This is a genomic window from Rufibacter glacialis, from assembly GCF_008271745.1.
GTDB lineage: Bacteria > Bacteroidota > Bacteroidia > Cytophagales > Hymenobacteraceae > Nibribacter > Nibribacter glacialis.
Map to the genome: position 1 here is coordinate 737,095 of NZ_VKKZ01000020.1, position 26,356 is coordinate 763,450.

General features: G+C 49.5%; 23 protein-coding genes. 13 read left to right on the forward strand and 10 right to left on the reverse strand.

Going from position 1 to position 26,356, the window contains the following annotated elements; all coding sequences use genetic code 11:
• Window positions 1-4: 4 nt before the first annotated feature.
• The 3 genes from FOE74_RS11305 to FOE74_RS11315 form a co-directional block, all read right to left on the reverse strand.
• Window positions 5-1,348 carry an NtaA/DmoA family FMN-dependent monooxygenase gene (locus FOE74_RS11305; RefSeq protein WP_188686642.1) on the reverse strand — a complete coding sequence of 448 codons (1,344 nt, stop codon included), beginning with the start codon at window positions 1,346-1,348 and terminating at the stop codon, window positions 5-7.
• A gap of 137 nt (window positions 1,349-1,485) precedes the next feature.
• On the reverse strand, window positions 1,486-2,496 hold the full coding sequence (locus FOE74_RS11310; protein WP_149098697.1) for a zinc-dependent alcohol dehydrogenase family protein: 1,011 nt from the start codon (window positions 2,494-2,496) through the stop codon (window positions 1,486-1,488).
• A 16-nt stretch (window positions 2,497-2,512) separates the two neighbouring features.
• Window positions 2,513-3,229 (reverse strand): nitroreductase, encoded by a 717-nt coding sequence (locus FOE74_RS11315; protein ID WP_149098698.1) that lies wholly within the window; start codon window positions 3,227-3,229, stop codon window positions 2,513-2,515.
• A 119-nt stretch (window positions 3,230-3,348) separates the two neighbouring features.
• Here FOE74_RS11315 and FOE74_RS11320 point away from each other — a divergent pair, with 119 nt between their 5' ends.
• The gene (locus FOE74_RS11320; protein WP_225840775.1) at window positions 3,349-3,576 is read left to right on the forward strand and encodes a winged helix-turn-helix transcriptional regulator; all 228 of its coding nucleotides are present in this window, start codon (window positions 3,349-3,351) and stop codon (window positions 3,574-3,576) included.
• Between the two features lie 15 nt (window positions 3,577-3,591).
• Here FOE74_RS11320 and FOE74_RS11325 read toward each other — a convergent pair whose 3' ends face one another.
• Window positions 3,592-4,725, reverse strand: a complete 1,134-nt coding sequence (locus FOE74_RS11325) for an LLM class flavin-dependent oxidoreductase (protein WP_149098699.1) — start codon at window positions 4,723-4,725, stop codon at window positions 3,592-3,594.
• Between the two features lie 241 nt (window positions 4,726-4,966).
• Here FOE74_RS11325 and FOE74_RS11330 point away from each other — a divergent pair, with 241 nt between their 5' ends.
• From FOE74_RS11330 to FOE74_RS11360, 7 genes are all read left to right on the forward strand, one after another.
• On the forward strand, window positions 4,967-5,317 hold the full coding sequence (locus FOE74_RS11330; protein WP_149098700.1) for a winged helix-turn-helix transcriptional regulator: 351 nt from the start codon (window positions 4,967-4,969) through the stop codon (window positions 5,315-5,317).
• 85 nt (window positions 5,318-5,402) lie between these two features.
• Entirely contained in the window at window positions 5,403-6,470 is a 1,068-nt protein-coding gene (locus FOE74_RS11335; RefSeq protein ID WP_149098701.1) for an SDR family oxidoreductase, read from the forward strand.
• A gap of 673 nt (window positions 6,471-7,143) precedes the next feature.
• Window positions 7,144-7,674, forward strand: coding sequence for a hypothetical protein (locus tag FOE74_RS11340; protein WP_149098702.1), 531 nt, complete (start codon window positions 7,144-7,146; stop codon window positions 7,672-7,674).
• Between the two features lie 3 nt (window positions 7,675-7,677).
• Window positions 7,678-8,184 (forward strand): hypothetical protein, encoded by a 507-nt coding sequence (locus FOE74_RS11345; RefSeq protein ID WP_149098703.1) that lies wholly within the window; start codon window positions 7,678-7,680, stop codon window positions 8,182-8,184.
• Window positions 8,185-8,275: 91 nt separating this feature from the next.
• Entirely contained in the window at window positions 8,276-8,884 is a 609-nt protein-coding gene (locus FOE74_RS11350; RefSeq protein ID WP_149098704.1) for a hypothetical protein, read from the forward strand.
• A gap of 126 nt (window positions 8,885-9,010) precedes the next feature.
• The gene (locus tag FOE74_RS11355) at window positions 9,011-9,439 is read left to right on the forward strand and encodes a hypothetical protein (RefSeq protein ID WP_149098705.1); all 429 of its coding nucleotides are present in this window, start codon (window positions 9,011-9,013) and stop codon (window positions 9,437-9,439) included.
• A 150-nt stretch (window positions 9,440-9,589) separates the two neighbouring features.
• A complete protein-coding gene (locus FOE74_RS11360) occupies window positions 9,590-9,772 on the forward strand; it encodes a lysozyme inhibitor LprI family protein (RefSeq protein WP_192576607.1) in 183 nt (60 codons plus the stop codon).
• 262 nt (window positions 9,773-10,034) lie between these two features.
• Here the strand turns inward: FOE74_RS11360 and FOE74_RS11365 are convergent, their stop codons facing one another.
• Window positions 10,035-10,622 (reverse strand): OmpA family protein, encoded by a 588-nt coding sequence (locus tag FOE74_RS11365; RefSeq protein ID WP_192576608.1) that lies wholly within the window; start codon window positions 10,620-10,622, stop codon window positions 10,035-10,037.
• Window positions 10,623-10,639: 17 nt separating this feature from the next.
• Window positions 10,640-11,215: a hypothetical protein gene (locus tag FOE74_RS11370; RefSeq protein WP_149098708.1), complete on the reverse strand. Its 576-nt coding sequence runs from the start codon at window positions 11,213-11,215 to the stop codon at window positions 10,640-10,642.
• 572 nt (window positions 11,216-11,787) lie between these two features.
• Between FOE74_RS11370 and FOE74_RS11375 the strand changes: the two genes are divergently transcribed.
• Window positions 11,788-13,311 carry an ArnT family glycosyltransferase gene (locus tag FOE74_RS11375; RefSeq protein WP_149098709.1) on the forward strand — a complete coding sequence of 508 codons (1,524 nt, stop codon included), beginning with the start codon at window positions 11,788-11,790 and terminating at the stop codon, window positions 13,309-13,311.
• A 213-nt stretch (window positions 13,312-13,524) separates the two neighbouring features.
• Here the strand turns inward: FOE74_RS11375 and FOE74_RS11380 are convergent, their stop codons facing one another.
• The gene (locus FOE74_RS11380; protein ID WP_149098710.1) at window positions 13,525-17,148 is read right to left on the reverse strand and encodes an ABC transporter permease/M1 family aminopeptidase; all 3,624 of its coding nucleotides are present in this window, start codon (window positions 17,146-17,148) and stop codon (window positions 13,525-13,527) included.
• Window positions 17,145-18,074: an ABC transporter ATP-binding protein gene (locus tag FOE74_RS11385; protein ID WP_149098711.1), complete on the reverse strand. Its 930-nt coding sequence runs from the start codon at window positions 18,072-18,074 to the stop codon at window positions 17,145-17,147. The genes FOE74_RS11380 and FOE74_RS11385 overlap by 4 nt, the downstream gene beginning before the upstream one ends.
• A 489-nt stretch (window positions 18,075-18,563) precedes the next feature.
• Between FOE74_RS11385 and FOE74_RS11390 the strand changes: the two genes are divergently transcribed.
• On the forward strand, window positions 18,564-19,604 hold the full coding sequence (locus FOE74_RS11390; protein ID WP_149098712.1) for a sensor histidine kinase: 1,041 nt from the start codon (window positions 18,564-18,566) through the stop codon (window positions 19,602-19,604).
• Window positions 19,573-20,298, forward strand: coding sequence for a LytR/AlgR family response regulator transcription factor (locus FOE74_RS11395; RefSeq protein WP_149098713.1), 726 nt, complete (start codon window positions 19,573-19,575; stop codon window positions 20,296-20,298). The genes FOE74_RS11390 and FOE74_RS11395 overlap by 32 nt, the downstream gene beginning before the upstream one ends.
• 563 nt (window positions 20,299-20,861) lie before the next feature.
• Here FOE74_RS11395 and FOE74_RS11400 read toward each other — a convergent pair.
• Window positions 20,862-22,391 (reverse strand): DUF6770 family protein, encoded by a 1,530-nt coding sequence (locus FOE74_RS11400; RefSeq protein WP_149098714.1) that lies wholly within the window; start codon window positions 22,389-22,391, stop codon window positions 20,862-20,864.
• 227 nt (window positions 22,392-22,618) lie between these two features.
• Between FOE74_RS11400 and FOE74_RS11405 the strand changes: the two genes are divergently transcribed.
• On the forward strand, window positions 22,619-23,539 hold the full coding sequence (locus FOE74_RS11405) for a toxin-antitoxin system YwqK family antitoxin (protein ID WP_188686645.1): 921 nt from the start codon (window positions 22,619-22,621) through the stop codon (window positions 23,537-23,539).
• A gap of 92 nt (window positions 23,540-23,631) precedes the next feature.
• The gene (locus FOE74_RS11410; protein WP_149098716.1) at window positions 23,632-23,934 is read left to right on the forward strand and encodes a hypothetical protein; all 303 of its coding nucleotides are present in this window, start codon (window positions 23,632-23,634) and stop codon (window positions 23,932-23,934) included.
• Window positions 23,935-23,989: 55 nt separating this feature from the next.
• Here the strand turns inward: FOE74_RS11410 and FOE74_RS11415 are convergent, their stop codons facing one another.
• Complete coding sequence (locus FOE74_RS11415; RefSeq protein ID WP_149098717.1) at window positions 23,990-26,332, reverse strand: beta-galactosidase; 2,343 nt, start codon at window positions 26,330-26,332, stop codon at window positions 23,990-23,992.
• Between the last annotated feature and the right edge of the window lie 24 nt (window positions 26,333-26,356).

The window sequence follows — 26,356 nt, forward strand, 5'->3', positions numbered from 1 at the left end:
ATTTTTACTTTATAGTCGCTTGTGGGGCTTTCGCCTCAAATTCAGCGAAGCCGTTCCGGTATGGCAGGCCCAGATGTTCTCGCAGGGTGGAACCGGAATATTCGGTTCTTAACAAACCTCTTTTTTGTAGAATAGGCACCACCTGGTCCACAAAATCAGCCAGTGAGCTCAGCCCGGTATCCCCGATGATGTTAAATCCCTTTCCGGTGCCAGCTTCAAACCATTGCTGCAGTTTATCTGCGATACTTTCAGGAGTTCCCAGGAAAACAGGATGGTAATTGATGGGGCCGTGGGCTAACACTTCCCGGATGGTAAAACCCTTCATCGCCAGGTCATAGGCATATTGGGAGCGGTGATCCTGCCGGTTGGGACGGGCGAGTTTCAATAAACGATCCGGAATGGGGGCATCAATATCCAAGCCTGTTATAGGAATACTCAGCATATGGCTTAGATACTGTTGTCGTGAAGATGGGTCACCCAGTTCATCCAGGGCAATCCGCCTTTCCAGCGCCTCTTTCTCGGAGGAGGCAATCGAAACCCCGATGCCGTTGAAAACCGTGAACTCGTCCGGATTGCGGCCGGCCTGCCTGATACTTGAAGATAGCTGCTGCCAAAATGCCTTTGCATATTCCAGCGTGGGCGGGTTGCCGTACATGGCATCGGCCTTGGTAGCGGCAAAATCATAGCCGTACTGTCCACCACCGGCCGTGAACACCGCCGGCATGCCCTGGGGAGAGGGCGGCAGGTTGATAGGCCCTTTGGAGGAGACATATTCTCCCTTGAAGTTGATAGGCTTAATAAGCTTGTCGTCCGCAAAATGCCCGGACGCCACGTCTAATTTCAAAGCACCTTCAGGCCAGCTTCCCCACAGGCGGAGTACGGCTTCCCATACTTCCTGGGCGCGGCCATGTTTCTCTCCATGTGCCGGGGTTCCGGCAAAGTAGTTGAGCAAGGCATGGGGGTTACCAGTCGTTACTACGTTCCAGCCCATTCTTCCTTTGCTAACCAAGTCCAGTGACCGCATGGTCCGGGCAATGCTGTAAGGCTCGTAGATGGAGGTGGACATGGTGCTGATAAGCCCAATATGGGTAGTAGCCTTAGCCATCAGCGCCATCAGGACGATAGGGTCCAGGCTGCTTCCCTGTGGGGTTGTAGCGATATCGGCACTTATTGCCGGGACATCCACCAAAAAGAACCCGTCCAGCTTTCCCTTTTCGGCAAGCTGTGCCCCTTTTATGAAAATATCATCGTTCATGAAGGCGGCTTTGTCTTCACCCGGCCACCGCCAGCCGCCCGGCTCCAGCCCTTGCCCAGCGGACAATTGCGCAATGATGTGCATTTGTCCCATATTATTTTTACCCATTACTTAATCTCCTCTATTCTGAGAACCAGGATGATGCCTCGGCTCTCGGTTATTTATTCTTTCAAAAATTTTTGATTGCTTTCTTTCAGATGCACGCTTTAGCTTATATGGTATGCGGCTGCTCAGTTTGCTACCTCGATGACTACCTTCCCGACATGGTTTCCACTTTCGATGCGCCGGTACGCCGCCTGGTATTCCGCAAAAGGGAAGACCTGATCGATGACCGGTTTCACTTTGTGCAAGTCCATTGCCTTAAGTAACGCGTCAAAATTTGTCCGGGGACCGATGCCTGTGCCATGAACACTCAAAGCTCGAGAAAGGATGTCTATCGGAGGTAGCCCACCGCCAAAGCCGCTAACGAAACCCACGATGGTAATATCACCTCCTTTTCGGGTTGAGGCTGCCGATTTCACGATTGTTTTGTCTCCGGCAATATCGACCACCTTGTCTACGCCTTTGCCGCCGGTAAGGAAAAGTATCTCCTGTTCCCAATCCGGAAAGGTGCAGTAATTAACGACTGCTTCTGCTCCTAACCCCTTTAGTATTTCCGCTTTTTCATCCGTAGAGGTAATCGCCAGCACACGTGCGCCGAACATGCGTGCTACCTGGAGGGAAAACAAGGCAACACCACCGGTTCCTTGTACCAGTACCGTCTGGCCCGGTTGCAGTGGCGACCCAAGGTTAAGGGCCGTCCAGGCTGTAACGGCAGCACATGGCAGCGAGGCCGCCTCGATGTAAGACATATAGGCAGGTAGGTGAACAATTCCATTTTCATGCACCAGGATATAATCGGCCAGCCAGCCATCACTGATCATACCCAGGCTATCGGACTGATATTCTGGAAGATTACTTCCGCCAATCCAATGCGGGTGACAATTGGCACTAACACGGTCGCCAACTTTTGCCCGTGTAACGCCCTCTCCAATTGCAAAAACTTCGCCGGCACCATCTGATAAAGGCACACCGGTTTTCTGAAATGAACCACCATACTCTCCATCCAATATCGCCTGGTCACGGTAGTTAAGGGAAGCAGCGTGTACTTTGACCAGTACCTCATAGCGGCCCGGCTTAGGGGTGGGCTCTTCATTCAAGGCCAGGCTTCGGCCTTCATTCGTAAATCGGATAGCTTTCATCTTTTTATCTTAACGTTTACCCGTGAAAAGTTACATTTTTAGAAATTGGGTCCCGGCCCATTTGAATGGAATTGCCCGGTGCATCGGGATCAGCGAATCCGAAAGAAATCCCGAATAGCAGCTTAAACTCATCGGAAACATTCAATACTTTCCTAGTTGTCTCTGCGAAAAAGCCCAACCCGGTCTGTGGAATTCCGGCCAGGCCATGGTCGGTAAGGGACAGAAGAAACGTTTGTGCGTACATACCCATGTCGGAAGCTACCCTGACATGGTCTCCGAAGGAGGGCATAAAGAGAAAAGCCGCATGCGGCGCATTGTAGAATTTCCAATTCAGCGCTTCGACTGCCCTGCGACTTTCCCTGTCACCGCGGGCTACACCCATCCCTTCATAGTACGCCTTCCCTTGCGCCTTCTGGCGATCGGAGTAAGTACCATAGAAATGATCGTTGTCAAAGGTGAAGTCCGGGGTGAAGTTCCCGGCTTCAAGTTCCTTCAGTAGGGCTGCAGACAGCTCTCTCAATTTATCCCCTGACACGATGTGCGTGTTCCAGGGCTGCGTGTTGCAGTTGGAGGGGGCCTGTTGGGCATCTTCCAGCACCGAAGTGATGATCTCCCCGGGGACTGCCGTCGGCAGGAACCCGCGGCAGGATTTGCGCCTTCGGACTACGTCTTGGAAAGCCAGGCCCGTGCTTTGGCTCCCGGTATTATCTTTGGTCGATGTCGGATTTTCCATATGCCACTAAATGAATGATAGGAACCTTGCGGAGAATGATGTTGCAAATTTAACCGAATATACTTTCCTTTATATAGCACCTTACTAAAGGAGAGTGATATTCCTATATAAATAGACCATTGGCTGTAAAGAAAGCATGCAGTGATTGCCTAGCCACGGTGATGCCAGTGCGGGATGCCCTGAAGGTGATCAACGGAAAATGGAAGCTATCCATCATCATCTCCGTGGGTACCGACAATGAGCGGTTCACCGACATCCAGGAGAGCATCCCGGGGATCAGTCCTTCATGCTTCTTTTACATATCCTTGTATTGCTCTTTTATTAATCGCTTTATAAATTGGGTGTAAAGCGATTTCAGGTGTTTACCCAACACCCACTTTTCTAAAAGCCGGCTTTGGAATCTCAAGGTTTCCCCTGAGGGTATCAGACTCGTATTCGGTTCTGAATATTCCACGATCCTGCAGAATGGGAACCACCAGCTCTATAAAATCACGCTGCCCATGCGGATGGTCCTGCCGTATCATGAACATATCCATTGCCCCGGACTCGTACCAAAGCTGGACCTGGTCCGCAACCGTTTCGGCCGAACCGAAAAACAGAGGTGTCGGTAGGCTGTTTCTTGGGCGAAGGCTCAACAACTCCATATACTTCTCTACGGCTTCCTTCTCCGTTCTGCCGACAATGGGGTTCTGGGAGATGGCGATGATAAAATCCTCTGCCTTCCGCCCTTTTTCCGCCAGTTTTTTCCGTATTCTTCCTGCCACAGCCACTGTGTCTTCCAGCGTTTCGCCATGTGTAAAGGCCCCGTCCGTGTAGCTGGTGGCATGGTCAATGAATTTAGCGGAGGTACCTGCCGTGTACAGTACAGGTCTGCCCTGCACGGAACGGCTAAGGTTCAGTGGTCCGTCAACGGAGAAATAATCGCCCCGGTAGTTTAGCGTATGCATCTTGCGGTGGTCAAAATAGATCCCCCGGGCCTTATCACGGATAAAGGCATCCTCCTCATAGGTGTCCCACAAACCAATCAGGATCTCAAGGAACTCCTTGTTCATGGGGTACTGGTCTTCCTTACCCAGATGCCCACGGCTGAAGTTTACCATACCGCCTGGGTTGGAGGTGATGGCATTAAGGGAGGCCCGCCCCTTACTGATCTTATCCAGCGACAGGATCTGCCGGGCGGCACTGTATGGATCACCGTAAGAGGAGGCGATGGTGGCAGACAACCCTATAGTCTTGGTTTTCATGCTCAGGGCCGACATGATGCTGACGCCCTCAAACATGCTGAGGTAATGGGGTATATTGCCGGGGCCTACGTGGCTGACGTCCACCAGGAAAAGCGTGTCAAATTTGGCAGCCTCCGCCAGCTGGGCCTGCTGTATATAAAAATCGATGTTCTCACTCGCATCTGCGGGCATATCTGGGTGTTGCCAGGCCATGTGGTTCCACCCCAAGCCATCCAAGACGGCTCCCATCTTCAGTTTCTTTCTCTTACTCATCACGTTCGGACTTCTAATGTTCAGTGGCTTTGCCTGCTGTTCAATTAATTAAGCGGCAAGGGCTTATTCAGTGAAACTCAATCTCTCTTTCAGACTTATTCTGTCGTATTACCTTTCCCATTTACCTCTCTTTCAAGATGATGAGCTGCAGCTGAATAGACTGTTGCAAAATTACGGGTATTCACTTACCTTTGTATAGTACTTTCCTAAAGGAAAGCGAAATACTTTTATTTTGAGGGTTATGGCCAATAAAATAGGATACCTGTCCTGCCTGGACACGGTGAAGCCGGTGCGGGATGCGATTGACGTGATCAACGGCAAGTGGAAACTGTCCATCATCATCTCTGTGATGACCGGCAACGAGCGGTTCACTGATATCCAGGGGAGCATTCCTGGGATTTCCCCTAAGGTCCTGGCCAAGGAACTCAAGGACCTGGAGCAGCACCAACTGATAAAGAGGGTTGTGATAGAGGACTACCCGGTGAAGATCCTGTACAAGCCCGAACCCTACGCAGATACCCTAACTCCCATCATACAGGCCTTAAAAGTTTGGGGCCTCACCCACCGGGAAAGGATCTTCAGCAAGGCATAAACCAGTCTTTTTGTATTGTCAACAGCCCCTGAACCCTAAATGACGTACCTATACCCTTGAGGGATTTAAAACTGAAAGTTGAGGTATGAGCAGAGTAGCGTTAGTGGTGGGGATAAGCGGCATAACGGGAAGCAACCTTGCCCAGGAATTGGTAAAGCAAGGGTGGATTACCTATGGATTGGCTAGAAACCCCTATATAAGCATGGAGGGTTTGCAGCCAATAGCTGCAGACCTGTTAAACCCCGAGAGTCTGGCAGCCGCACTCGTCAGCATTTCACCCACACAAGTGTTTTTCACCAGTTGGACCCGCATGCACACGGAGGCAGAAAACATTAGGGTGAATGCTGCCATGGTGAGGAACCTGCTGAATGCTTTGGCTCCTAAAAAATCTGTGCAGCACATGGCGTTGGTAACAGGGCTCAAGCATTACCTGGGACCTTTTGAGGCTTACGCCCAACAGGGTTTTCTACCCGAAACACCCTTGCGCGAGGAACAACCCCGACTAGATATAGAGAACTTTTATTACGCCCAAGAGGATGAGGTATATGCCGCCGCAGTACGTGATGGCTTTACCTGGAGTGTCCACCGGCCTCACACCGTAATAGGAAAAGCGGTAGGCAACCAGATGAACCTGGGCACTACCCTGGCGGTCTATGCCGCCATCTGTCATGAGACAGGCCGTCCTTTCCAGTTCCCAGGCTCTGAGGCGCAATGGAACGGCCTTTCTGATGTGACAGATGCCCGGGTATTGGCCAAGCACCTGGTTTGGGCGTCCACCACCGAAGGAGCCCGTAATGAGGCTTTCAATATAGTAAACGGGGATTACTTCCGATGGAAATGGCTGTGGCCGCGCCTTGCTACTTGGTTTGGCGTAGAGGCCATGGGGTTTGACAGAACCATTCGTCCTTTGGAAGTTGAAATAGCCAATGACGCCCCTGTCTGGCGGGAGATAACAGAGCGGCATGGTTTACTAGAACCTGATTTGGACAAGCTTGCCTCCGCCTGGCACACCGACTTGGACCTGGGGCGCCCTATTGAGGTGATGACCGACATGTCCAAGAGCCGCAAATTAGGGTTCTTGGAATACCAGAGTACAGAGGATTCCTTTTTTGACTTATTCACCCAATTACGCACTGACCGGTTAATTCCTTAACCTCACTTTTTCACACACGAAAAGGAATCAGCATCCAATAAGGAGGCGAGATTGATGGACCTGCAACCTTGTATCTATTGAGATCTGTAATTGGGAAGCGCAAAGGACTGACTTAGATGAGTATTGTGTTCAACTGAGGCTTTTATAGAAAATCAATTATCTCTTCCATATCATTAGTGAGGTACAAATATTCAATATTGAAATTAGGGAAACGGGTTATGCACCACCGTCTAAAACCCCATATTTTGCTTAAAGACCGATTGCAGAATAGGTGGCAAAAATAAAGTAAGTTATGTTTACCATTCAAAAGCTATTTCAACATCACTAATTATTTGGTCTAAATACGTGTTCACACTCTATTACACTTATTAAAAGTCATATAAGAATGGCTCTGGATACTCAGAACACATAGAAGACCTTGTAAATTAATAATTTGCAAGGCCTTCTTGTTTTCAGGGGAAATGACAGACCCATTAAATTCTTTGAACAATATTTGAACAGTAGTAGATTTCCCCAAAATTAGTATTTACTAAATTATATATAGTATATTAGGTGGTCCGGTTCCGTTTATACAGCCTATGCCTGATGGATATACGGATATTTGCCTCCACCCAAAGAGCTAATAACCGGAGGAGGCCTTATATACAATAGTTGGGCGTAAGTAAATTTATAAATGAGAAAACAGGAAATCATCGAAAGTACTGGAGCAAGGGCTTCCTTATTCTTGGGTTTGCCCTTAGGAATCTCTGCGATGGTGCTTTTTGCAATGGTATCTGTTCTCATCACAGGAGAAAGCCTCTTCCTGTTTGGGTGGTTCTTTACAAATGGAATCCCTACTTTAGGATTGTTGGTTGCCTTTACCTTGATTCTTTGGTTTGCAGGAAAAATGTTAGCAGGAGACATCTATGCGAACAAGGGTAGGTTCTGGTCAATCATGAAATACCCTACACTTGTCAATCTTGTAATCTGGTCAGTGTTTCTGTTGGTGTATCTAGTCGCCAATAAGGGATTAGATACTTACTTTGGACTTGAAGTCCCTTTAACATTAGCTGTGATTTCTGTTCTTTTTACACCTTTTACTGTCGGGCTTTGGATTTACAATGCAGTAGACAAAAGAATAAAAATGCCTTCGCCCAACAAAGTGCATAGTTTAGGTTCAGCTATGCCTCCCCGCATTCTGCACGAACAGTTAGCCTTATCTTGAATAATGAAACTCCCTATACTTGATAAAAAAAGGAAGGCCTTGAATAGAGCAATAAATGTCTCTGTTTTTAGCTTAACGTTTCTATGGCTTATCATCTTCATCTTGGCCTTATTTACTAATGAATTTACGACCAAAGCAATAGCATACCTTATGATTATCAGCGGATTACCTCTACTTACAGGATTGTTAAGCTTAGCAGGGTTAGCGATATATAGGAAGAAGCTTATCGAGTTTAACAGAAATGGCGAAATTTGCCTTACGCTTAATATAAGTGAGGAGGACTATAAGCTCAATAAGTTGCTAAATATGGAATATTCGGAAAACTTCATAACTGTACCTGAGCTTGGTGCAGAGTATGAAATCTCATCAGGAGAAGCTAAAATGCTTTTATCGCAAATGGAGAGAGAGAAATGGCAGATAAGGTTCCAAAAAAGAAAAACAAGAGCACTCACACAATCTCCCAAAGAAGTATTGGACTCAGCAATGGGAATGCTTTGGGCGGCTTCTTAGACAAAAAAGCAATGGCTAACCCAGCACAAAAGTTAAGCTTCAGCTGCGCCTCTCTCACCTTTTGTACAAGCCGTTAGCGCAAATAACAACAATGAAAAGTTTAATATTGGCATTCCTCATTTGCTTGCCTTTTTACAGTTTATTTGCTCAGAAGACTGAAAAGGTTTTTTACAATTCTAGCTTAGATGCCTGGGGATTATTGGGAAGCACTGAAACGCTATTGATACCAGATGATTCTGTTTACCTTCTCTACCGAATTAGTTATGGAAAGTTATCAGGGGGAAGTATTGACACTCTTTGTTTTAAGGATGGAGTGTATGAAGGTGAAAAATGGAGGATAACCTTTAATAAAAAGAGGATGGTGTTGAACCACCTTGGTGAATTTAGCTGGAGCAAGAAACTGAGATTTAAGGAATTTGAAAGATGCGATTCCTTCATCAATAGGAGACAGAATTATTTCTATGCCAGATTGCTATATTATGAATTGAAGGAGACTACTCAAAAATTACTGAAAGAGCCCAACGAACAGTGGTCAAACAGACCAAGGCACAATTCAGAGATTGTCCCCCAAAAGGACTCTGAAACTCATTTGAGAATCTATGGGGAGCAATGCCACAAGGAATTCAAGCTTGTAGCCGATTCCATCCATAAAGAAAACATAGCCCTTCTAATGAAATTAGCCAAGAAGGAAAGGGAATGAGTAATTTAAGTTAACCCTATAGATTCCATGGGCTGACAGTTTGTAACCATCATACTTCGGCCAAAATCTTTGCCCGTTGTTTACTTGAGGCCGTTGGAGTTATTTCCAAAAAATAGAGATTTTAAGATGGAGATTTTAACCACCATCGTTTCATTTATTTTACTCTCCGGATTACTTGGGTCTCCATTCTTAATTCTATTCACACTAAATAAAAGAAACATACGGTTTAAATTATTAGCCTACCTCACCTATGGAATAATGGTGACTATATTCATCACTTTTACCTTCGCTTGGTGGGTAGACGCCTCTAATCAAATTCTATTATCGCATTACGGATATAACTTTGATGGCTGGAACGAGACAGAAAGACTTGCAAAGGTGGGTGAGGAAAACTTGACCAGGGTTGAAAGAATTAAAATTAGTATGTTGGGAATCGGGTGGCCACTTAAAGCCATAATGGGTTATATTTTCTATTCCCCATATCTATTATTGGTTTATCTAATAGATTACACCCTTAAGAAAAATAAAAAAGAACGTATACCTAACATTGTATAAAATTCAGCTTCGGCCGACGGCCTCACCATCCTTTATACTAGCAAGCTAGCCAGAATAAATAAAAAAGCCCATTCAACCAGATTAGTATGGACAAGTGCCTTGGTTTTGTATCTGTAGGTATTTTTCATGCAGGGTGCCAAAAACCACCCGATGGATGGGGAGCTTCAGGCTCGCCTGGACACACCCCAAAACTATACCACCAGTGGCATGATGGACTGCCTTGCAAGAGCGACCGAAGAATGGGAAAGCGAGCTGAACCAGCACTACAAAGCATTCCTGGCCCTGCTAGCACCCCAGCAGAAAGGAAGACTGAAGGCAGTACAAAGAAAGTAGATAGAATAATCGCGAAAAGGAAATTAAGCTTCTTCACACCACTCTACAGCACCTTAAGAGGCACCGTGTGGGTTATAGTTGCCGCCCAGACTAATCAGGAACAAATCAGAAAGCGGGCGCTGGAACTCGGGAGCTACATAGCCAATCTGACCATAGAGTAGCTAACTCCCCTCCTCCTTCCCTCCTCTGTCCAGGAGAAGCGTAGGAGGAGGGGAAGTTCAAAGGAACGGTAAATTGTCACTGCTCCAGTGGCAGGGGAAGGTTAAGAGATAACAATCTCTACCCGGCGGTTCTGCTGGCGGCCCTCGGGGCTGTCTGATCCGTCTGCTTTGGTGTTGGGCGCGATGGGTTTGGTTTCACCCAGCCCTTCTACCTTGAACTTTTGGGTAGAACTTACGCCGTGGCGCTGCAACCAATCAGCAATGGCTTGGGCCCGGCGCTCCGACAATGCCCGGTTATAGGCGGCATCACCTTTGGCATCTGAGTGTCCCACAATGGTTACCTTGCTTTTGGCATACTCCTGCACCACCCTGGCCAGTTTCTCCAGATCCGCCTGCGCATCGGGTTGAATTTCAGCTTTGTCGAAATCAAACAGCACATCGGTGTTAAACTGAATCATCAACCCCAGGTCCGTCATCTGTGCACCCAGGTCACTGGCCTCTGCCGAGAGCTCACTTACCTCGCCGGTAAGTTTCTGGCCTTGGTCCGCAGGCTGTTCTACGGAAGCAGGACCGTTTTCCGGGGCGGTGGGAAGCCTTTGGGCCGGGGGAGAGGAAAGAGCCGCTTGCTCCTGGGTTTTAGTGTTCTCTGAGCAGCTGGCCAACAGAAAACACGCGGCCCCTGCGGCCATTGCTAAAAACCGCCGTTTCATCTTTGAACTGTTATGCCGTCAAAAGATCCTACCTCCGGAATAGAAACAGAAACAGTCTGGGAAGTAGCCGGCGGGGCCGGGAATTTAAAACTGGCCACACCGGGCTCGTCGGCTTTTACTTTCACCCGTGACCTTTTGCCGCTGGTTTCTATAGGGTTGGCCATGTACCTGCCGGCCTGGTCTCTGAGCAGGTTATACTTGCGCGAGGTAGCATCATCAATGTAGGTGATATTGTCTAAAGCGGGATAGGTAAACTTAGTGCCGCTGGCGGAAGCAGGCAAGGAGTATTGCACTTCTATGGTCAGAATGTCGCCTACCACGCGCGCTTTGGTTAAGGCTACCTGCATGCCTTTGGGGCCCTGCTGAGTGTCTAATGCCGGCGTAGCAGAGGCTGGTTCAGGCTGCTGGGCAGAGGCCTGGGTGCGTTCCACGCCTACCTCGGAGGCAGGGGGTGCGGTTTCTGAGGGGGCAGAAGTGGTTTGAACTGCAGTGGTTTCGGTCGTTTTTTCCTGGCTACAGGCCGCCATGCCTACACCCAGGGCACATGCGATCATAAGAGGCAACTTTTTCATAGTTCATCGGGATGTTTAACTACCCAAGTACGGGATGTTTCCACCGGGGTTTCTGACCTTCCTGTGGCCGTCTCTTCTTAGCTTCTTTCTTTCCTATCCCTGGAAATGAAAGAATAACCTACATTAAAATGACCATTAATGTGCCGGTTAGCGGCGATTGTCAGGATTCATGGCGTTTTCGGTGATGTAGCGGATATGCATTTTGTAGAAGCCTACCATCCCAGTCAGCAGCGAGAACATGACTAGGCAGTTAATGCGGTGGGGCGCAAAAAAAGCCTTGGGTATAGCCGGTGGGCAACAACAACAGGGGGAGCAACAGAAGTATTGTCTAGTATTCAGTAGCCTTACTGGCCGTGTACCTAAAATATAGGAAGCTGGTTTATCACCTAAATTGGCCTTAAGAGGCAAAAACCCCATTGATTTCTGTCTTTGACGGAGATATATGTTTGAAGGGGTGATTCTTTTGCCTAAATAAAAACGTCCGGTAACACGGTATTAAACTTCCACCCCGACCGGTTATCTTGTCGTCGTTTACCTGAAGCCCTTGGTGGTAATTTAAAGCACAGCACGTGATGGCACGAAAAGCAACAATCCTGACAGGCTTTATCCTCTTGAAATTCCTTTTACAGTACCTCCTGATAAGCCCAGAGTATGATTTGCAGCGTGATGAATACCTCCACCTGGACCAGGCCAACCATTTGGCGTGGGGCTATGTATCCATACCTCCCATGACTGCCTGGATCGCCTTCCTCATCAAGCTCCTGGGCGACGGCGTGTTCTGGGTTAAGTTTTTTCCTGCCCTATTTGGCGCCTTAACCATTGTGGTCGTTTGGAAAGCGATGGAAGAACTAAACGGGAACCTGGTGGCCTTGATTCTAGGGGCAACCGGCGTTCTGTTTTCCGCGCTGTTAAGGCTCAATACCCTTTTTCAACCTAACTCCTTAGACGTTCTGTGTTGGACGACGCTTTACTTCGTGGTCATAAAGTACCTGAATACGGAAAAGCCGAAGTGGCTGTATGTGGGGGCAATGGTATTTGCCATCGGCTTCCTGAACAAGTACAACATCGTCTTCCTGCTGATAGGCCTTTTCCCGGCAATCTTAATGACCAAACAACGTGAGATACTAGCTAGGAAGCACCTTTACCTGGCCCTGCTTTTAGGGCTGCTGCTCATCTTGCCTAACCTTTTATGGCAATACCTTAACGGGTTCCCGGTTATCCATCATATGAAAGAACTGGCTGATACCCAGCTGGTCCATGTAGACACATGGGGGTTTCTGAAATCGCAGGTGCTTTTTTATATAGGCTCTTTGTTCGTGATCTTGGCAGCCCTGTACGCCTTGCTGGTTTACAAGCCCTTTTATAAATACAAAGCCTTTTTCTGGGCTATCCTATTTACGCTTGCTGTTTTTGTTTATTTCAAGGCGAAGGACTATTACGCCATTGGGCTGTACCCCATCTATATCGCTTTCGGGGCCGTTTTTTTGGCCGACCTGCTGAGGACCGGATGGAGAAGATATTTGCAACCCGTTGCCATTGCCGTTCCGGTTTTGTTCTTCATTCCGATGTACAATTTTGCCTTTCCTAATAAAAGCCCCGAATACATCCTGCAACATCAAAAGCAGTACAAGGAGCTGGGAATGCTAAGGTGGGAAGACGGCAAAGACCATGCAATCCCCCAAGACTACGCTGACATGCTCGGGTGGAAAGCACTGGCCGCTAAAGTGGATAAGGTTTATGCGGATCTTCCTGAACCAAGCAAAACCTTGGTTCTGTGCGATAATTATGGCCAGGCCGGAGCAATCAATTATTACACCAAAAAGAAGATCAGGGCGGTTACGTTCAACGCCGACTATATCAACTGGTTTAATCTTGACCAATCCTATGAGCATCTGATAAGGGTAAAAACCTATTCTGGCAGGGACCGTGAATTAGAGGAAACAAGTCCGTATTTTCATACTTCGCTTGTATCTGATTCCATAACCAACCCATTTGCCAGAGAATATCGAACTACCATCTACACTTTTTTAGGGGCTAGGGTGAACATCAACAAGAGAATACAAGAAGAAATTGAGGAAACAAAAAACTACCACTGACCGCCTGTAGAAGAAGGAACATGAAAGGCCATCGCCTTCAAGGCATCCAGGTATACCCGGGAATTAAGGGCTATTGATTAGAACAAACCCGTAGGGTTCATCTCCTATTTAAGGCCTCTTTTAGACAAATTAACGTTTTTTTGACGTCGCCTTAGGTAATAAGCATGTGGAGTAGCGCGAAGGAGGCGCACCTATTAAATGCGTCTTCCCTCCTCAATGCTTCACCTCTGCTACGTTATCCTTCGTGTTCCAGTCAATCAGCAGATGGTTCGGGTCTATGCCTACCTGAGCTGGCCTGCCTGGCACCGTCACGGTGATGGTCTGCTGTTTAGAATGGATAAAGTGCTTCTGGAGGTAAAGAGGATTGCCCAGTTCTTCACCCGGTTTGGAAGTAGCGTAAACCCCAACTTCAATCCAATCCTTCAAAGGGACTTCTTTCTCTAAACCGGCTTCGCTTACCACCTCTTTGCGGGCCTGCACGTGGAGGGTCACTTGCCAGGTACCAGCTTTGGTCTGCTGAACAGTTGCCTGGTTTGTCTTCAGGTCCCAGAACGTGTTGGCTTGAAAGAGGTCCTGGAGCAGGTACTGGAGCGAATCTGGGGTGGCCGCTTCCAGTTCCTGGTAGAGGTCCAGCGAAGTGGGGAACGGAAGTTTTCCTGGGGGATGATTTTGGAGCAAGCGCCGGAGTGCCCCGTTTACCCGGTCTTTTCCTATGTATTGGCTCATCGCATACAGCGCCATGGGGCCTTTGCGGTAATTTTGGTACCAATCATCGGCCTGCAGCAGCGGTAAGGCAGCTTTGGTTTGCGGGTTCTCGTACTCCTCCCTCAAAAAACTCAACAGCTTTTTCTTGTGCGAAGGCCCGTAGGTGGTCTCCAGCACCCCCATGGCTGAGTACCAGGCAAGGCTTTCGGAAATCAGGCCTGCTCCCTCTACATACGCTTGTTTGAGCTGGTTTCCCCACCACTGGTGCGCAACCTCGTGCGCCACCACTGCCGTCACCAGGTCAAAACCCCGCTCATCCGCCTTCGGGTTCAAGAGGAAAAAACCTTCTTCCGCCGTAATGTTGATGGGCGCGGCATGGTTCCCGAAGCCGTACCCGGCATGGGCGACAAACCGGAGTTGCCGGTGTGGGTACGGGCCAAACTGCCTGGTGTAATAGTCCAGTGAAGCTTTTGCGCTTTTCACCATCCGCGTCGGGTTCTCCGTTTGCCCCACCGGATAGAAAACCTGGAGGATTACCTCTTGCCCCGGGCCAGCCGCCGGGTTTCGCCATTTTCCTTCCTGCACCGCATACTTACCCGAGAAAAAGGCATATTCATTCCGGATGGGCGCCTCTGTGGCATAATGGAAGTAGCGGCGCCCGTCTTTGGTCCAGGTCCGGCGCAACGTGCCCGGTGCCACCACCTGTTGGTTGGCCTCTGTCCCGACAACGGCCTCAAAACGGATCTGCTCAGGAAATGGGGCGTACCGGCGGGCCTCTACGTCGAAGAGCGAAGCGGTAGCGGGCCGGGGTGCCAAGCCATTTTCTTTCCGGGCGGCGGCCTCATCCAACTCCCGGTAAGGCAGGTACCCTATAACAGGTAGCCACTCCATATTCCGGAAGTAGATGCCCTTTTCCACTACCTGGCCATCGGCTCCGTTGTTGGAAAAGCCTTGCGCTTTATAGGTGACCTGAAAGTTCAGGCGCAAAGAATCACCGGGTGGAAGGGGCTTTGCCAGGGCGTAAATCCGGTGGTTATGCTCTTCGTCTGTGAGTACTTCCTTCGCTGGCTGTCCAAAGGTTACCGCAGTTGTTTCCACGCTCGCCCCCGTAGACAAATGAACCGAGTCAATGGGCGCCTGGCTCTTATTCACCAGCAGGTACGTGCCCTGAATTTCCACCGCCCGCTGGGTAGGGAACATTTCTACCTGCAGGTTTACTCCGGTTAGCCGAGGCTGGGGCGCGTTCTGGTAGGGTTTGTAGCGCTGCTCGTAGGCAGCCCGCTGCGCCGCTGAGGCGAAAGCGCTGGTGTAGTCATGCAGCACATTGGTGTTATAGAAGACAAAGCCGCCAAACAGGAGAATGCCACCCAATGCCCCAGCAGTGGTCAAGGCCGTAGCCCAGGTAAAGCGATGGCGAGCCAATTGAAGCCGGGCCTTCCAACTTACTTCGCGGCCGCGCACCCAAAGCAACCTTGCCCCCACCCCCAGCAGCAGCGCCCACGCTACCCAATAGGCTTTAAACCACAACCAGGGCTCCACCGATGCCCCAAAACCACCCATGCTGGTATACGACCACTTAGGGCTAGCCCCGAAAATAAGGAGCTTGTGCTCCAGACCTAAGGTGGAAGCAAACATAATGCAACCAAAAACCAGCAGCGCCACTAAATGACCAACGTATTTCTGGTGGACCACCACGTGCACCACCAGCGCCAGCAGAGCAAAGAGCAGGCATTCCACCAACTGAAACCCGAAGAGAACTTGCAGGTACAGCCCTACCTCCACCTGGGCGCCCCCCATGGCTATTTGGGCCAGGATTCCGGAAAACAGCAGGAAAACGAGCCCACAGATAAGCAAAAGACCAAGGGACAGAAACTTGCTCAGGAAAAGCACCCACTCCGGCACCGGAGCCGCGTCAGAGAGGTGGTTCAGACCAGTTTCCCTTTCGCGCCAGACCAACTCGCCGGCGTAGAAAATAGTGAGCAGGAAAATAAGCATCCAGAACTTTCCGGGCTCCGTGAGGGGAGCAGCCAGGATAGTTAGAATCTGATCTGTACTGGGTAGCAAGGGAACTCCCTTGCCCTTTAAATTGCCGGGCATAGCCAAGCCTACCACCAACGCTATAAAACCCAATAGAAGCAGCCCAATCCGGCTTTTTGCCAGTGTCCAGAAGGAGTCGCTAGTGATACGCTTTAACTGGTGCAAATTGGTTTTGAAACTGAAGGTCCCCCTACTCTCCGGTAACGATTCGGCTCTTTCCCATGTCAGCCACGCCAGCCCAGCCGTTGTAGTACCTGCTGGAAGTGCCCGCTGCTGTTTTCGGCCTGTTTGGGGTAAAATGAACTGAAAACGGTAATAGGTAAGCGCCAACATGCCCAGCGCCAGGCAAATCCATAAGATCCGGTTTACCAGAAACGCCCCCTCCAGTTTAAGAAGGCGCGTATTCATTTCAATAGGGCTCCATTCATTGCTCAGATGGCCTATGACGGGCGTAAAACCCATGGGGTCTACCAAGGTCCCTAAACCCCGATGCCCAGTGGAGGCATCCAGCACCTGCCCTACCCCATAGGCCGCCACAAAGAGGATAACGCCCCCCAAATAGCTGGCCATGGCTTTGCGGGAAAGCGCCGCCAGGGAGAATTGGATAGCCGTGGCAATAAAGGCATTGGGTAAGACCAGAAAGAAGTAGGAACTGAAGTAAGCCGTTGGCCAGAACGGACCCAGAATCTCGGCCTCCACCCCGGTGCCATAGAGGGTCAGCAAAATGCCCGCGGGTATGGCCAATAGTATGAGCACATTTAGCAGAAAAGACGCCAGAAACCGCCCGCCCAGGTACTCGGCCTTGCTGGCGGGAGACGTGTACGTGAGGGAGAACATGCGCGTCTGCACATCCCTTGCCGCCGCGTCGCCTGCTACCGCCCCGCCCATCAAAAGCCAGAAAACACAACACAAAACGGTGACCGCTGCAATAACAATGGGCGCATTGAGCAGGACATACCCCTCCCGGGCATCAGATGCATAGTTGGCAGTCAGGAACAGGAAAGCGAGCACGAGCAGGACCGTAAAGTACCCCCACGTAGACACCTGCCGAAGCTGGCAGGTAAATTCCAGGTGAAAAATCTTCCGGAACTTCATGGCTGTACCTCCTCCACTTCTTGAGGGGGTGCTGGTTGACCATGCACACCGGACATGGCGCTGAAGTACACATCTTCCAGGTCTGGGGCTACGGGCTCAAAACCATTGCCGGGGTTTACTAGGCTAAACACGTGGACCAGGGTGCGCCCGCCCAGGAGTTTAGCAGAAATGACCTGGTGCTCCTGCGCTAAAGAGGGCAGTTTGTTCTTCTCTACCAGCGTTCGCCAAATCTTCCCTTGTAGGGCGGCCACCGCCTCCTGCGTCTGCGCCTCCAGCAAGATCCTCCCTTGGTTGATGATAGCCAGGTTGGTGCACAGTTCAGACACATCTTCTACAATGTGCGTGGAGAGAATCACCACGCTGTTCTCGCCTAACTCACTCAGCAGGTTCAAAAACCGGATGCGCTCCGCGGGGTCCAGTCCGGCCGTGGGCTCGTCCACAATCAAAAGTTTGGGGTTGCCCAGCAGGGCTACCGCCACCCCGAAGCGCTGCCGCATGCCCCCTGAGTAGCCGCCTAGTTTCTGTTTGCGTTTGTCCCAGAGGTTGGTTTTTTTCAGGAGGCCCTCGGTCACTTCTCTGCGGGAGGCCCGTTCTGTAAAGCCTTTGAGCACGGCAAAGTAATCCAGCAATTCCTCGGCGGTGGCCTTGGGGTATACCCCGAATTCCTGCGGCAAATAGCCGAGGGTCTGACGCACCTCCTCCTTCTGGTGCACCACATCCAACTTGCCCAGGAATATCTGCCCCTGGTCCGGCTCTTGCAGCGTGGCCAAGGTGCGCATGAGCGTTGATTTGCCCGCCCCGTTGGGCCCCAGCAAACCATACATGCCAGGTGGAATAGTCAGCGAAATGTCAGCCAAGGCTTGCACGCCGTTGGCATAAGTTTTAGAGACATTTCTTATGAGTAAGCTCTCCAGAGTATTTTCCATATTTTTCATGCTTAAGCAGCTGTACATTTCTTTTTGTTATCGGCTTATTTTTAGAAAGAAGCCATTAAACAGCTGTACTATAATTATTTAGGAGTTGACCTTGATAAAAACCTGTGCAGGAATAACTTTACCTCCTCTTTTCTGTCCTCCTGAAAGGATCTTGGTTGCGGACGGTAGTTGCGCTCCTTAAATTCTATTCTAGTTCGCCCACAAGACCCTTTCAGGAGGACAGTAAGATGAATTTTATCCTTTCATTTGAAAAAGGAATGAGAGGGCATTTCTATTCTCGCCTGCCCTTCAGTTAGGGTAAAAGAACCACCTTCCTACCAAAGCCCAAAAACTGATATGCAGCCTTTGCAAAGCAATCGACCAGGGGCGGCTTTTCATCCGTGAGTGCGCTGGTAGACTGTGGTTTTCTTTTGGTAGAGGGAGATAAGGGACTGGTCGAGTAGAGGTGCCGGGGTGGCAGGGAAAAGGTATCTTTGTTCTATGCAGCGAGTCAAAAACATCTTCCGGCTGGTTCACCTTTCCAGCTGGGTGCTATTCACCTTTTTGGTGGGTTTGCAATTGCACACAGATGGCCAATCTTACTGGCTCCCCTTAACCATATGGTTCCTGGTGACCTGTTTGTACGTTTTTTACAGCCACTTCTATCTGCTGACCCGGTACTTGGGTAAAAATAAAAAGAGAGCTTATTTCCTCCGGCTGGCCGGGATTGTCTTGACCGGGCCTCTCCCCTTCGTGTTTTTCCACCCTAAAAAGCTGAACACCTGGGATCTTTTCTTTGAGTACTATGCCATGGTGCTGATTTCTATCGTACCCATTTTCCTCTTTCTCAGCTGGTTGGCCAGAGTCACTGAGAACCTGGTCCTGAATACCATCAAAAAAGAGCAGCTGGAGAAACAGGCCGCGGAGGCCGAACTGCACTACCTGAAATCTCAGATTAACCCCCACTTTCTGTTCAATACCTTGAACAACATCCACACGCTGGTGTACAAGCAGGCTCCCACTGCCCCCGAGGCCGTTCTGCGCCTGGCGTCTTTGATGCGCTACATGATCTATGAATCTAACGCCCCCACCGTGCCGCTTACCCGGGAGATGAATTACCTGCAGGATTATATGGGGTTGCAGCAGCTCAGGTACAGGATGTCGCCGGTGGTGGAGTTGGAAATAAACGGGGACCCTACTTCCTGCCAGATTGCCCCGCTGCTGTTCATTCACCTCCTGGAAAACGCGTACAAGCACAGCCCAGCCCGGCTGGGGCCAGGTGACATAAAAGTCAAGGTGGAAATAAAGACCGATTCTCTTACCTTTCATATCCAGAACCCAATAGGCAAGCACCAGAATAAAGTAATAGAGGAACCTGGGGGAATAGGATGGCCGAATGTTCAGAAGAGGCTGCACTTGCTGTACCCGGGGCGGCACCGGATAGAGATTGAAAACTCTGGTGAAACGTTCGGGGTAAGGTTAGAAATCAACGGTACTCATGCTCCCATCCATGAAAGAGAAACTCACCTGCTACATCATTGATGACGAGCCTTTGGCCCAGGAGATCCTGGAAGAATACGTCGCCAAAGTTCCTTTCCTGGAATGGAAAGGAACGTTTATGAGCCCTCTGGAGGCAGCGGAAAACCTGAAAACCGATAAACCAGACCTGCTCTTCCTGGACATCAATATGCCTGACCTGGACGGGCTCAGCTTCATTCCCATGCTGAACCCCAGACCCATGATCATCCTTACCACCGCCTACGACCAATACGCGCTGAAGGCATTTGATTTAGAGGTGAAAGACTACCTGGTGAAACCGTTCTCCTTTGAGCGTTTTTACAGAGGCGTGCTGCGCTTATACCAGGAACATAGCGCCAGGCAGTCCCCTGACAAGAAGGAAGGTAAAGCTGAGCCTAGAAATGAGCAGGAGTATCTTTTCCTGAAGGTGGGCCACCGCCTCCAGAAAATTGCCGTCCGGGACATTATCTTGATAGAAGGTATGAAGGACTATCTGCGGGTGCATACCGCCCAGGAAAAGATCATGACCCTTACCAGCTTCGCCAAACTGGAGGAACTGCTACCTTCCCAGAATTTCATCCGGGTGCACCGGTCCTTCATGGTAGCGATTGATAAAATAGACCACATTGAAAAAAACAGAATCAAAATAGCCGACCAGTTGATTCCCATAAGTGACACCTACGCCGATGCTTTTTATAAAATGCTGAAGGGAAATTAGAAAAAGGGGCCTTACTTCTATTATTTTATACTGGCAGCAGAGGGTGACTTAATTTTAGATTAACTGTAAAAAGACATTTCTAAAACCTCTTCCTTTAATCCTTTCAAAGGATACATAAGAATACTGTTGGTTCGGCTTCGGGAAGGTAATTTTCATAAGAGACAAGAGCAGAGGTGACTCCTAATCATTTCCCATTAATTTTACTGCTTTAGTCACCTTCCCTAACTTAGTTGGAGAATTAGGTCATTCTTTTATAGCCTTTAGGATGACACTTCCCGAAGCTCTATTCCCAGTGGCCTGGAGCCCATAGCCACTATGTCTTTCTACAAAATTTAAATTGACCAGTGAGTAGCTATGGCCGAAGTACGAATTGACAAGAGGCCTACGCTTTACGCCGCCTCTGATTTACCAGAACAACCACCTCTGGAGAAGATAAACGAAACCTGGGGCAAACGTGGCAGGAGTTCTATACTTCCGTAACAGGGGAATATAAACCCCATCTATAAATCAAAAAGCCCTGGTACAAAGTCCAGGGCTTTTTGATAGGTTTAAGGCAGGTATGTTTATTTCATTTTTAACTCTTCCAAAACCAAGTTGATGGTCTGGGATTTTTTATCATAATGGTACATGCACACAAAACCAGGCTTTGAAAGTAAGGCCCCGGTTTTGGCATCATCCGGCGAATCTGTCAGGTAGGGAGATAGCTTCTTGGTGAGGGGCATTTTGGTAGTTTGGGAAACTTCGCCCATTTTGATAGTGGAAATCCCCACGTATGGATTCCCCTTTCCTATGCCCGCATCCTCAAAATTACTATACACAATAACCGGCTGGTCTGTATCTCTCAGGCGGGTGGCAAAATCAAAGGTAAACATCTTGTACTTGCGCAGGTGATACGCCAATGAAACCCCTCCCATAGAGGCGATGTAGCCATCTACATAAATGGATTTATATGGCTTCTCAATCTTATTGATATCTAAGGCTTTGCCGTTCTGATCATAATTAAAGATAATGTAGTCCATCACGGTAAAGCCCCATGGAATAGCATTAGGATTGCTACCCGCGGCCATAGCCAGCACTGTTCCCGCCTTCACCGTTTTCCGGAAAGTTTCAGAAATGATCTGATATCCATTTCCGGTATCCACTATCTTATGGAACAGCACTTTAGGTTTTGAACCAATGCTGAATTTGCGCGACGTCGCTTTGAGGGTATTCTGGATTCCATTGTCCCAGTCAATGGTACTATAGGCGGTTTTTTTTCCGTCCGGAGAGAGCTTCATGAAAAAGATCCCGTCTGAATTAACTGCATCCCATTTCTCACCATCAAAGTACATACCTGCCGTTACTACGTTCCCTTCTTTGTCAATCAAAAAAGCAGAGGGGATCCCCGTTACTTTACCATCAAATAAGGGCTGTTCATATTTAATGGCCCCGTCTTGCCCATTCAAGCATACAATTTTCCCAGTGACCTTGCTTGACAGGGCACCAGGCCGTTCCGCCGATATTAGCAGGAGTTGTCCATTGCCGGCCTCTGCGGCTTCAATGTTCACAATTCCTTTGTTATTGGCTACTGTTTTCTCCCACAGCGGGGAAAGGTTGCGGTCTACCTTCTCTACGTGGTAGCCCCAGGCCTTTTCTTTCACAGTTTGGGTAATGAAGAATCCGTCTTCGTCCATGGAAGCATAGATGGCAGTACTCCCGGCAGTGGCGGTTTTCTTATTTTGCCGCGTTTCCTGCTTAATGATGTTTCCTTCTAAGTCTACTGTGGCAAAGGTGTTCTGTTTTTTGTTGAAATCTGAGAAAGCAAATAAGAAATCTTTCCCGTTAAATTCACCACCAATCAATTGCGAGTTCTTGGTGATAAGGATTGGGGTCTTTTTAATCTGGTTCAATTCCAGGTCATAGATTTCCAGCATGAACTCTACCATGCCGCCTTTGGCTTTCTCGTTTACATAAAAGGTATAATACCCTTTGTCTTTGATAGATTCCACTCCTCTGAATTCCTTTTTGCGCACTCCCGTGATTTGCGCCTGCTGCGCAGATCCAGAAATAACCACCAGAAACAGGAAGAGTACTGACAGTAAAATTTTTCTCATAAATTAAACAATGTTAATAAGGGTTAGGTAGGTTTAACTGTGCAAATTATCATTTTTCCTGCGGGTTGTTTCCTTTATTTTTATATTTAAAAGATTTTATTCCAATCCATCTTCCACCGCTTTAAGCAAGCTTTTTATTGGCCGCTACACTCTCTCACATGCCTGGTTGTACCTACCCTTTCTCCTTCCTTATTTTCCTGTTTTTTACACTGGTAAACCAGTCTTTGATGGCCCAAGGGAAAGAAGAATCCCACTGGCCCAATGGTAACCCTAAGATCCTGGGGTTCTATGATGACAAGCATTACAAGCACCGGGAATGGAAAGAATGGTATGAGAACGGACAACTGAAAAAGGTGGAAAATTTCCATCGGGGAAGGCGCCATGGCTTGGTGACCGAATATTATGAAAATGGCCAGATGCGCTACCAGCAGCAGTACAAGGCCAGCGTTGATTTCAACGGGTCTATTATAGAGGACGGCCCCTGGGTAGAGTGGCACCCTAACGGGCAGAAAATGAAAGAAGGCACCTATTATGCCGGAGCCTACCAGGGCTTGTGGCAAGAGTGGTACGCCAATGGAAACCCCAGGAAAAAAGAGATTATCCATAACCGGCAGAAAACCGGTTTGTTCCAGGAATGGCATGAGAACGGGCAGCTTAAACGAGAGGGTACCTATGCCGAAGATAAAAAAGTTGACCAGTGGCAAGAATGGTACGAAGACGGACAACTGGTGAAAAAAGAATTCTACAACAAAGCCGGTAAACTAGAAGGACAGGTAGTTACTCATTTCCCCAATGGGCAGAAAAAAAGCGAGGGCCATTACCTTGACGGCCAGAAACTGGGCGAATGGACGGAATGGCATGACAACGGAAAACCCAGAGTAAAGGCAACGTATTCGCCCTATGGGTTAACCGGAACCTATACAGAATGGTACCCCAACGGTATCAAGAGCCAGGCCACCACCTATCTGAATAATCTACAGCACGGGCCATGGTTGGAATGGCATGAAACCGGTACCCCTAAAACCATTGGAGCCTTCAATAAAGGCCTCCGGGATAAAAACTGGGAGCTCTTCAATTCCGCAGGCGATAAGACTAAAATGGTAGTTTATAAAAACGGAGTAAAGAAGAGCGAGAGCACTATCAAGTAAGAAATACTAGAGTTTTTAATAAACATAATACCTCCTGCTTTCCGCCTATTTCTGGAAAAACAGCCGCTAATCTCCTTCGTATTAAAATTTATTTGATTTTCTTGCATCTGCGCAAAAACACTGCGCAGAAGCTCCTTTGCTTTGCCAGAGTTAATCCACAAAAACAACAAAGCTATGGCAAACGCAACCTCTCCCTCACGGGCAAAGACCTTCTGGAACTAGGCTACCCGAAAGACAAAACCATGGAGTTGACCATACAGCTGTTAACCGGCCATTTCACCGAAACACCACTGGAGGAACAACGCCAGCTGATGACGCTGTTTTTGGCGAATCCTGCCGAATACCTGACGCATGCTGGGCCCCTTCCAGTTTCTGATTTGCCGTTTATCCTGTAAAACAGAAAGGAAAGACCAAAACCTCCCTTTCCATCTATCAACTCCATTCCTCCTCCTACATCTTGAAAGGTTGCTCTTTCAGGAAAACCCGGTACTCCTTCACCATGCCTGAGGTGCTTTTGTCTGACCGGGGCAGATAACGGAAGCCTTTCACCGTCACGGATTCCCCTAAGTCTAGGACCAGTTGATGCGGGTGCTTTGGTTTGGCGGCGCCGTATTGGGTATGCCAGAAGGTGGATTCCTGTTGGTCGTACACCCGGTCGGCGGCATTATTCGCGGAGGTTACCTCCTCGCTGTCGGCGTAGACCACTTTCCACTTCAGCCGCGGGATGGGATTTCCTTTTTCATCCAACAATTCCAGTTCCGCTATGGAGGTAAAGGGTTCATCAGGTTTCTGGGAGCTTAACGCTTCAAAACAGAAGTAGCGTCCGGTCACGGGTTTCCCGAAGGTCGCCTCCTGCCAGCCACTCACCGCCGGGAAGGAGGCCGCCAGGACCGGTGTTTCCTTAGTCAAATCCAGTTCTTGGCCTTTGGCCCGGTGCAACAAGGATTCATCGGCCCGAAGCTGATCCAAAACAGGCGCTTTGAGGCCTGCCACGGTGACTGCCTCTGGCCCGTCCACGTCCAGCACCAGAATCTCGTTCTTGCCTTTCTTCAGCCATACGCCCGGGATGAACAGGGTCTGTTGCGGCCCGATTTTCCAAAAACGGCCCAGGTTCTGCCCGTTGACCCAAACCATGCCTTTGCCCCAGGTACTTACATCCAGAAACGTATCACCGGTTTGGTCCAGTGTGAAGGATCCTTGGTACCAGGCGGGTCCTTCTACCGTTCCTTTTTTGAACCTCGCCTTCTTCTGAAAATCATACTCCACCGGGAAGTTGTAGACCAGCCAGTTCCTGAGTTCGGTGGTGTTCTTTCCGTCAGAGACTTCTACCTTCTCGGTGATGCCTTTGCGGTCTATGATGGCTTTGCCGTAGTTTACCCGTCCGGTGGCTTCTACCAGAATATCCAGTTGGGCATCGCCCGTGAAGGCGGGCAGTTTAACAGTAGTATCGCCTCTGCGCCGGTCAAGTTTGCCAATGGGTTTGCCGTTCAAAAACACCGCTGCCCAGTCATGCACCTCGGTGATGATTAATCTTTGTCCGGCGGCCGAGGCAGGCAAGGTGGTGCGGTACAGGATGCGGCCCCAGCCCTGGTCAAAGTTCTCCATGGGCTGAATGTTTTCAGACTTGTTGGGGTTTGGCAGGTTTGCGAACAGCGCAGCGCTTTTGGTAAGGGTGAAGGTAGGAATCTCGATCACCTGTTTCGCGGCCGGGATCTCTCCCAAGGTCTCCCCTTCCTGCAGGTAGTTCTTGAGCAAGTCCCGTACCGCGAAAAACTTCTCAGTGGTGTTTCCCTGCTCGCCTACCGGGGCGTTGTAGTCATAAGAAGTGGCCATGGCCGAATAAGGGGGCGCGTTGGCGCCACCCCACTGCCCAAAAGAAGTCCCGCCATGGGCCATGTACAGGCTGAAGGAGATTTTGCGGTCCATCATGTCTTTGAGGCTGCCTATAAAGCTGCTCACCGAGCGGGTTTCATGCGGGCGCCCCCAATGGTCAAACCACCCCGACCAGTACTCGCTGCACATGAGCGGGGAGGTGGGGTACGCTTGCTGAAACGCCTTGAAACTGTTGTCTATGTTGGTACCGGCCCCGAAGTTGAGCGTGGTGGCCACGCCGTCCAACTGGTACTTGTTGAAGTTAGAGGGCCAGTCGCACCGGAAGAGTTGCACCTTGTCAAACCCAGCTTCGCGCACGGCATCGCGGGTAGCTTCCATGTAGGCCTGCTCACTGCCGAAGGTGGCATATTCATTCTCCACCTGCACCATGATGATGTTGCCGCCGTTCTGGATCTGCAGGGGCGCCAACTGCTGGGCGGCCTCTTTCAGGAACAACTTGGTCCGGTCCATGAAATAAGGGTCTTGGAGCGTTCGCACCTGAGCGTCCTTCTTTTTCAGGAGCCACCAGGGCAGACCGCCCATGTCCCATTCGGCGCACACGTAAGGGCCGGGCCTTACAATGCAGTACATGCCGTTCTTCTGCGCCAGCCGCACAAATTCCGCTACATCGTTCTGGCCTTTGAAGTCAAACACCCCTGGTTGCTGCTCATGCAGGTTCCAGAACAGGTAAATACAGATGGTATTCATGCCCATGGCCTTGCTCAGTTGGATGCGGTGCTCCCAGTACTCCCGCGGAATACGCGGGTAATGCAGTTCCGCGGCCCTGATCACGAAAGGTTTGCCGTTGAGCAGGAACTCCTTGTTCCCGAGGGTAAAGTCGCCGGGCTTCTCGCCCAGTTTCTGCGCGTGCCCGGTGAGGCTGAGCAGTAAGAGGAGCGTTACAAAATATAGACGTAGCATAAAAAGAGGTAGTACTGGCCAGGA